Genomic DNA, 8,877 nt, shown 5'->3' on the forward strand with positions numbered 1-8,877 from the left:
CTCAGCCGCCGTCCTGGGCCAGCCGGGCCTGGAGCGAGGAGTGGAGTGCCTCGAGGGCGTCCGCCTGCGCGTCGAGGTCCCGCTCGGCGAGGTCCGCGGGCAGGCGGTCGTCCCCGCGGACGGACGCGGGGGTGGGCCGGGGCTGCTCGCTCATCCCGGACAGGTTATCGCCGCTCGACCACGAGCTCTGGGACGACCTGCGGGTCCAGGTCAGATCCGGCGTCCGCGGCGGCCCACGCGGCGGCCGCGAGCGCGCGGTAGCCGTCGAGGCTGACCGTCACCGGCGCGGAACCGGCCGCGGTGGTGAGCGCGACGGCTGTGCCCGTGCCGTCGTCGAGGTGGAGGACGCCGTCGGCGACGTGGGCGCGGGCGCTGCCCACCGCCCAGGTGGGCGACACACCGGCGGGCGCGTCGGCGTCACTCGCCCGCGTGACCTCGGGGTGGGCGAGCAGGAGGTCGCGCAGGTCGGTGGCGAGGAACGCGGGGCGCTCGGCGGGGATCGCGAGGACGACCGCACGGGCGTCGTCGACGCCGGTGAGCACGTGCAGCGAGGCCATCCCCGCGGCCACGGCGCCGGCGATGTCGGTGTCGAGGCGGTCGCCGAGCACGATCGGCGCGGTTCCGCCCGCGCGGCGGGCGGCGGTCTGGAAGATCTCGGGCTCGGGCTTGCCCGTGGACAGGGGGCGGACGCCGGTGACCCCGGAAACGACGGCGACGAGCGCCCCGTTGCCGGGGGCGAGGCCGCCGGGCTTGGGGATGCTGGCGTCGAGGTTCGTGGCGATGTGCGCGGCGCCGCGCTCGATGGCGTAGCAGGCCTCGGCGAGGTGGTGCCAGGCGAGGTTCGGGTCCCAGCCCTGAATGACGGCGACCGGGGAGTCGTCGGCCGAGTCGACGATGCGCATGCCGCGCTCGGCGACCGCGGTGCGCAGACCCGCTCCGCCGACGACGAGGACCGCCGACCCCTTCGGGTAGCGCTCCGCCAGCAGGGCCGCTCCCGCCTGGGCCGCGGTGACCACCTCGTCGGGGGCCGTCGCGATGCCGAGCTCGGTGAGGTGGTCGGCCACTGTCCCCGGCTCGCGAGAGGCGTTGTTGGTGACGAAGCGGGTGGTCAGGCCGGCGCTGCGCGCCGCGTTCAGCGAGTCGGCCGCGTGCTCGACGGGGTCGTCGCCCCGGTAGCAGACGCCGTCGAGGTCGATGAGCGCGACGTCGTGCGCCAGGTGCAGGGGTTGATCAGTTCCGCGGAGAGTCACCGGCCCATTGTGTCGGACCCCGGCTCCTCGGTCGCGGGACGTCCGCCCCGCGGCTCCGCCTCGCCCAGGTCGAGGCCGAGGTCGAGCTGCCCCTGCTCGGCCTCCGGCTCGGCCCCCTGCTCAGCGGACGGCTCAGGGTCCGGCTCAACCTCCTGCTCAGAGGACGGCTCAGGGTCCGGCTCGACCTCCTGCGCGTCGGTGACGTCGGCGTGCTCGACGACGTCTGGCTCGACCGCAGCTTCGGACTCTTCGACGTCCGGATCCGAGGCGGCCACGGGCGCCTCGGTGGAAGCTTCCGAGACTGCCTGTCCGGCCTCGTCCTCCTCGGGTAGCAGGTCGATGACGTCGAACGTGTCGGTGGAGTCGTCCGTGGGGATCGAGATCCTGCTGCGGACCTCTGCGGCCTCGTCGGTCCTGCCGACCTCGTCGAGGCGGTCAGCAATGACGGAGTCGAGTCGGGCCCGGACGGCTCGGTCGGTGATGGCGTCGAGCGCCACCGTGCGAAGGAGGAGCAGTCCGGCCTCGTTCTCGCCGAGGTCGGCGCGCGCACCGGAGGCCACGATCGCGAGTTCGGCCCGCTCCGCCTCGGAGAGTGTGCTGGCGTCGGTCTCGGCCACCACCGTGAGGGCACGTTCGGGGCGACCGAGACCGCGCTCGCAGTCGGCCTCCATCACGCGGTGGTCGTCGCGGCCCGAGAGACGGCGCACGGCGCGTAGCTCCTTGAGCGCCTCGGCGAACCGGCCCGTCGCGTAGGCGGTGATGGCGACGGCCTCGCGGGCCGTGGCGACGCGGCCCGCACCGCGGCCGGCGGCCTGTGCGTGCTGATAAGCCCGTTCCGGGTCGTCCTCGAGCAGGATGCCGGCCATGACGAGGTGCCGGGCCACGGCCTCGCCGTTGGTCTTGGAGAGAGTAAGCAGCTCGCGCCGTGCCTCCCGGTCGAGCATCTGTGCGGTGATGTCCTCGGGGATGTCCGGTGCCTGAGGAGCGGCAGCTCGGCGTTCCTGTCCGGGTCGGCCATGACCGACCTGGCGGTCCGCGCCACCCTGGCGACGACCCCGGTCGTCGGCGCGCCGCCCGGCGGTGCGCCGCTCCCCGTCACGCCGGGACGAACGGTCTTCCCACCGGCGGCCGCCCTGACGCTCACCGTCACGACGCTGGGGCCGGTCGCCGTAGAAATCCTGAGCGTCACGGCGCGGCGGGCGATCCTCCCACCGACGAGCAGAACCCTGGCGCTCACCATGGCGGCGCTGGGGCCGGTCACCATAGGAACCCCGACCATCCTGGCGGGGCGGACGCTCCTCCCACCGACGACCGCCGCCCTGACGTTCACCGTCACGGCGCTGCGGCCGGTCGCCGGACGAACCCGGGCCGTCGCGGCGGGGCGGCCGGTCTTCCCACCGACGGCCACCACCCTGGGAACGATCGCGTGAGTGAGACTGCCGGCGGGGACGGCCATCACCGCCGCGGTTCGATCCCGAAGCGGTGCGACCTCGTCGGTCGTTGTCTTCTGGCGTCTCGCTCACTCTGTTCTCCTGTCGAAGCTGTCGCGGGACAAGACCGCCGAGGGCTCGTTCCCGCACGCGCGGGCCGGCTGAACAAGGCGCCGGACACACCCGCGAACCCAGAACACTACGTGAGCAAGGACCGGCGCAACAGCGGCCCCGGCAGTGACGCTCGCTCCATCACGGACCCACGGACGGACAGTCCAGGACGCCTGCACCTACACCCTGCATGCGCAGAGCGAACAAGACCCAAGTCACCGAGCACGGGGCACTCCGGGACCTGGGGCTGCGAAACGGTTCATACGACCTGGGCCCGCGGGACGTCCGGGCGGGCAGCGGTGCGTCGACGTTCAGGTAATGGTCTCTTGAAATGGCTGAAGGCCCCCACCGGTGTTGGTGGGGGCCTTCAGAATGGTGTGTACGGCGGTGTCCTACTCTCCCGCACGGTCGCCCGTGAAGTACCATCGGCGCTGAGGGGCTTAGCTTCCGGGTTCGGAATGGGACCGGGCGTTTCCCCCTCGCTATTGCCGCCGTAACCTGGCGGAACCATCATCCAGTTGTATCTACCCTCCAAACCCATGACCACCTGGTGGGGTGGCCGGTTTGGGGGTGGGTGGTTCCAGAACCGTACAGTGGACGCGCAAAGTTGTTGCGTGTTGTGCTCGTTTCTTCCTCATGTCCCACCCTCGTATGCACGCGGTGCGTGCGTGTGGGGGTGTTGTGTGTTGGAAGTTGTCGGCCAATTAGTACCGGTCAGCTTCACGACTTTCGTCGCTTCCACATCCGGCCTATCAACCCCATGGTCTATAGGGGGCCTTCCCACCAAACGGTGGTGGAAACCTCATCTTGAAGCAGGCTTCCCGCTTAGATGCTTTCAGCGGTTATCCCTCCCGAACGTAGCCAACCAGCCGTGCTCCTGGCGGAACAACTGGCACACCAGAGGTTCGTCCGTCCCGGTCCTCTCGTACTAGGGACAGCCCTTCTCAAGTTTCCTGCGCGCGCAGCGGATAGGGACCGAACTGTCTCACGACGTTCTAAACCCAGCTCGCGTACCGCTTTAATGGGCGAACAGCCCAACCCTTGGGACCTACTCCAGCCCCAGGATGCGACGAGCCGACATCGAGGTGCCAAACCATGCCGTCGATATGGACTCTTGGGCAAGATCAGCCTGTTATCCCCGGGGTACCTTTTATCCGTTGAGCGACGGCGCTTCCACAAGCCACCGCCGGGTCACTAGTTCCGACTTTCGTCCCTGCTCGACATGTCTGTCTCGCAGTCAAGCTCCCTTGTGCACTTGCACTCAACACCTGATTGCCAACCAGGCTGAGGGAACCTTTGAGCGCCTCCGTTACTCTTTAGGAGGCAACCGCCCCAGTTAAACTACCCACCAGGCAATGTCCCTGGTCCGGATCACGGACCGAGGTTAGACGTTAGTAACGACCAGAGTGGTATTTCAACGATGACTCCACACACACTGGCGTGCATGCTTCACGGTCTCCCACCTATCCTACACAAGCCGCAACCAACACCAATACCAAGCTATAGTAAAGGTCCCGGGGTCTTTCCGTCCTGCTGCGCGTAACGAGCATCTTTACTCGTAATGCAATTTCGCCGAGTTCATGGTCGAGACAGCGGAGAAGTCGTTACGCCATTCGTGCAGGTCGGAACTTACCCGACAAGGAATTTCGCTACCTTAGGATGGTTATAGTTACCACCGCCGTTTACTGGGGCTTAAATTCTGAGCTTCACCCCCACAAGGGGGTTGACCCGTCCTCTTAACCTTCCAGCACCGGGCAGGCGTCAGTCCGTATACATCGTCTTGCGACTTCGCACGGACCTGTGTTTTTAGTAAACAGTCGCTTCTCCCTGGTCTCTGCGGCCCGCCAGGCTCACACCCGCTAGTGGTGATCACCCATAGGGCCCCCCTTCTCCCGAAGTTACGGGGGCATTTTGCCGAGTTCCTTAACCATGATTATCTCGATCGCCTTAGTATTCTCTACCTGACCACCTGAGTCGGTTTAGGGTACGGGCGGCTAGTCCCTCGCGTCGAGGCTTTTCTTGGCAGCAGAGGATCACCACTTTCCACCATACGGTGTCATCATCCGGCCTGAGGCTATGTGAGACACGGATTTACCTGTGTCTCGCCCTGCACCCTTGAACGATCCAAGCCATAAGGATCGCGCGGCTACCTTCCTGCGTCACCCCTGTTAATACGCTTACCTACTACCGGTTCGGGTCCCACGCGCCCCACCCACTCGCCCCGAAGGGCGATGAAGGTGGTTTGGGTGGTTAGCATCACCGGGCTCGGTATGGGCGGTCCTTCGCCGGTCACGGGAGTATCAACCCGTTGTCCATCGACTACGCCTGTCGGCCTCGCCTTAGGTCCCGACTAACCCAGGGCGGATTAACCTGGCCCTGGAACCCTTGGTCATTCGGCGGACGGGGTTCTCACCCGTCTTTCGCTACTCATGCCTGCATTCTCACTCGCGTAGGATCCACCACTGGGTCACCCCGCAGCTTCACCTCCCACGCGACGCTCCCCTACCCACCACAACCCCTGAACCACCCCACAAGGGGGGGCTTGGGACATGCTGTGGTGCCACGGCTTCGGCGGTGTGCTTGAGCCCCGCTACATTGTCGGCGCGGAATCACTTGACCAGTGAGCTATTACGCACTCTTTCAAGGATGGCTGCTTCTAAGCCAACCTCCTGGTTGTCACTGCAACTCCACATCCTTTCCCACTTAGCACACGCTTAGGGGCCTTAGCCGATGATCTGGGCTGTTTCCCTCTCGACTACGAAGCTTATCCCCCGCAGTCTCACTGCCGCGCTCACACTTACCGGCATTCGGAGTTTGGCTGACGTCAGTAACCTTGTAGGGCCCATCGGCCATCCAGTAGCTCTACCTCCGGCAAGAAGCACGCGACGCTGCACCTAAATGCATTTCGGGGAGAACCAGCTATCACGAAGTTTGATTGGCCTTTCACCCCTACCCACAGGTCATCCCCTCAGTTTTCAACCTAAGTGGGTTCGGTCCTCCACACGCTCTTACACGTGCTTCAACCTGCCCATGGGTAGATCACTTCGCTTCGGGTCTAGAACGCGCGACTCAAACGCCCTGTTCGGACTCGCTTTCGCTACGGCTTCCCCACACGGGTTAACCTCGCCACACGCCACTAACTCGCAGGCTCATTCTTCAAAAGGCACGCCGTCACCCCAACTATGGAGGCTCCGACGGATTGTAAGCATCCGGTTTCAGGTACTATTTCACTCCCCTCCCGGGGTACTTTTCACCTTTCCCTCACGGTACTTGTCCGCTATCGGTCACCAGGTAGTATTTAGGCTTAGCAAGTGGTCTTGCCAGATTCACACCGGATTTCACGGGCCCGGTGCTACTCGGGAACACATCCACACCACACGCGTCGCGGTACGCCTACAGGGGTCTCACCCTCTACGCCAGGCCTTCCCAGACCTTTCAGCTCCCACAACGATCACTGCAGCGCCCCTTTCGGCAGAAAGGAACGGACATGCCCCACAACCCCGCACGCACAACGCCTGCCGGCTCATCACGCACGCACGGTTTAGCCTGATCCGCTTTCGCTCGCCACTACTCACGGAATATCTCTTCCTGCGGGTACTGAGATGTTTCACTTCCCCGCGTTCCCTCACACGCCCTATACATTCAGGCGCGCGTGACCACCCATGACGGTGGCCGGGTTCCCCCATTCGGACATCCACGGATCACAGCTCGTTTGCCAGCTCCCCGCGGCTTATCGCAGGCTACGACGTCCTTCATCGGCTCCTGGTGCCAAGGCATCCACCGAATGCTCTTAAAAACTTCCCTCACCACCACCCACACACGAAAACGCGTGCGGACGGTGGAACACAATTAAGGAACACAACACTCAACAAAACATACAAAGATGCTCGCGTCCACTGTACAGTTCTCAAACAACCCACCCACACCCACCAACCCCCACCACAACAGTGGCAGGCTCGGTGAGCAGGGCACCAAGACAACCAACCCCACACCAACTCGTGGGGGTGGGTGGTCTCAGGACCCAACAGCGCGTGACCATCTCAGATGTTCCACCCATGAGCACCACCCACACCCCCAAGCACCAACGGCTCGGGCGGAACCAGCAGGCCACTCGGCCCACCAACCAACCCCCACACCAGCCGACCGGCCAACCGGGCCAGCTCCCGAAAAGAGGGGGCCGGCCCGCAGTGCCAGGACAGCGGACAGAAGGGGGTTTGTGAGTGCCAGATGCTCCTTAGAAAGGAGGTGATCCAGCCGCACCTTCCGGTACGGCTACCTTGTTACGACTTCGTCCCAATCGCCAGTCCCACCTTCGACGGCTCCCTCCACAAGGGTTGGGCCACCGGCTTCGGGTGTTACCGACTTTCGTGACGTGACGGGCGGTGTGTACAAGGCCCGGGAACGTATTCACCGCAGCGTTGCTGATCTGCGATTACTAGCGACTCCGACTTCATGGGGTCGAGTTGCAGACCCCAATCCGAACTGAGACCGGCTTTCTGGGATTCGCTCCACCTCGCGGTATCGCAGCCCTTTGTACCGGCCATTGTAGCATGCTTGAAGCCCAAGACATAAGGGGCATGATGATTTGACGTCATCCCCACCTTCCTCCGAGTTGACCCCGGCAGTCTCCCATGAGTCCCCACCATTACGTGCTGGCAACACAGGACAAGGGTTGCGCTCGTTGCGGGACTTAACCCAACATCTCACGACACGAGCTGACGACAACCATGCACCACCTGTATACCAGCCTTACGGGGCACCTATCTCTAGATGTTTCCGGTATATGTCAAGCCTTGGTAAGGTTCTTCGCGTTGCATCGAATTAATCAGCATGCTCCGCCGCTTGTGCGGGCCCCCGTCAATTCCTTTGAGTTTTAGCCTTGCGACCGTACTCCCCAGGCGGGGCACTTAGTGCGTTAGCTACGGCGCGGACCCCGTGGAAACAGGCCCCACACCTAGTGCCCAACGTTTACGGCATGGACTACCAGGGTATCTAATCCTGTTCGCTACCCATGCTTTCGCTCCTCAGCGTCAGTGATGGCCCAGAGACCCGCCTTCGCCACCGGTGTTCCTCCTGATATCTGCGCATTTTACCGCTACACCAGGAATTCCAGTCTCCCCTACCACACTCTAGTCTGCCCGTACCCACTGCAGGCGCGAGGTTGAGCCCCGCGTTTTCACAGCAGACGCGACAAACCGCCTACGAGCTCTTTACGCCCAATAATTCCGGACAACGCTTGCGCCCTACGTATTACCGCGGCTGCTGGCACGTAGTTAGCCGGCGCTTCTTCTGCAGGTACCGTCACTTTCGCTTCTTCCCTGCTGAAAGAGGTTTACAACCCGAAGGCCGTCATCCCTCACGCGGCGTCGCTGCATCAGGCTTTCGCCCATTGTGCAATATTCCCCACTGCTGCCTCCCGTAGGAGTCTGGGCCGTGTCTCAGTCCCAGTGTGGCCGGTCACCCTCTCAGGCCGGCTACCCGTCGACGCCTTGGTAGGCCATTACCCCACCAACAAGCTGATAGGCCGCGAGCCCATCCTCCACCGATAAATCTTTCCACACCCACTCATGCGAGCAGATGTCATATCCGGTATTAGCCCCGATTTCCCGAGGTTATCCCGAAGTGAAGGGCAGGTTACTCACGTGTTACTCACCCGTTCGCCACTGATCCACCCAGCAAGCTGAGCTTCACCGTTCGACTTGCATGTGTTAAGCACGCCGCCAGCGTTCGTCCTGAGCCAGGATCAAACTCTCCGTAAAAGTTTCGCACCCCAACCAACCCACAGGCCAGCCAGAGCGACTATCCATACGAAGACCAACCCAACCCCCAACAAGGAGCCAGGCGATCCCAACCAACCCCACCAACCCAGGAAAAACAAGCTGGCAGAGCCAAAAAAACAAACAAAAACATGCGAGGACACCAACACGCACAACCAACCCACAACGAGCCGGCCACGACGCATCGACACCCCCACACACATGGCATCAAAAACAATCACGCACTGTTGAGTTCTCAAACAACCCACCCACAACACCCAGACCCAGAAACACCCAGGCCCACAGCATCAGGGCAACTTGACTATCTTA

The 8,877-nt window shown here is 63.4% G+C and carries 4 protein-coding genes and 3 rRNA genes; 1 reads left to right on the forward strand and 6 read right to left on the reverse strand.

From position 1 onward, the window contains the following. Nucleotide 1: 1 nt before the first annotated feature. Genes ACZLKG_RS08205 through ACZLKG_RS08215 form a run of 3 tightly spaced genes read right to left on the reverse strand, consistent with a single transcriptional unit; the run spans nt 2 to nt 2,194 of the window. On the reverse strand, nt 2-154 hold the full coding sequence (locus ACZLKG_RS08205; protein WP_425710147.1) for a hypothetical protein: 153 nt from the start codon (nt 152-154) through the stop codon (nt 2-4). A gap of 10 nt (nt 155-164) precedes the next feature. Further along, a complete protein-coding gene (locus ACZLKG_RS08210) occupies nt 165-1,250 on the reverse strand; it encodes an HAD-IIA family hydrolase (RefSeq protein ID WP_425710148.1) in 1,086 nt (361 codons plus the stop codon). Beyond that, nucleotides 1,247-2,194: a hypothetical protein gene (locus ACZLKG_RS08215; protein ID WP_425710149.1), complete on the reverse strand. Its 948-nt coding sequence runs from the start codon at nt 2,192-2,194 to the stop codon at nt 1,247-1,249. The genes ACZLKG_RS08210 and ACZLKG_RS08215 overlap by 4 nt, the downstream gene beginning before the upstream one ends. A 72-nt stretch (nt 2,195-2,266) precedes the next feature. On the opposite strand from ACZLKG_RS08215, the gene ACZLKG_RS08220 reads away from it, so the two are divergent. Next, a complete protein-coding gene (locus ACZLKG_RS08220) occupies nt 2,267-2,680 on the forward strand; it encodes a hypothetical protein (RefSeq protein WP_463648469.1) in 414 nt (137 codons plus the stop codon). 490 nt (nt 2,681-3,170) lie between these two features. Here ACZLKG_RS08220 and rrf read toward each other — a convergent pair. The 3 genes from rrf to ACZLKG_RS08235 all read right to left on the reverse strand — a co-directional run bounded on the left by rrf (nt 3,171) and on the right by ACZLKG_RS08235 (nt 8,550). Further along, nucleotides 3,171-3,287: ribosomal RNA gene (gene rrf / locus ACZLKG_RS08225) — 5S ribosomal RNA — on the reverse strand. 188 nt (nt 3,288-3,475) lie between these two features. Then, a 23S ribosomal RNA gene (locus ACZLKG_RS08230) occupies nt 3,476-6,595 on the reverse strand. A gap of 434 nt (nt 6,596-7,029) precedes the next feature. Then, nucleotides 7,030-8,550 (reverse strand): 16S ribosomal RNA (locus tag ACZLKG_RS08235). The 16S, 23S and 5S rRNA genes sit together here, the layout of an rRNA operon. Nucleotides 8,551-8,877: the final 327 nt, after the last annotated feature.

The organism is Georgenia sp. Z2081 (assembly GCF_055326445.1).

Excerpts from the sequence above, each read along its gene's own strand:
- ACZLKG_RS08205 (WP_425710147.1), bottom strand. The coding sequence starts at position 154 with ATGAGCGAGCAGCCCCGGCCCACCCCCGCGTCCGTCCGCGGGGACGAC.
- ACZLKG_RS08215 (WP_425710149.1), bottom strand. The coding sequence starts at position 2,194 with ATGCTCGACCGGGAGGCACGGCGCGAGCTGCTTACTCTCTCCAAGACC.
- ACZLKG_RS08220 (WP_463648469.1), top strand. The coding sequence starts at position 2,267 with ATGACCGACCTGGCGGTCCGCGCCACCCTGGCGACGACCCCGGTCGTC.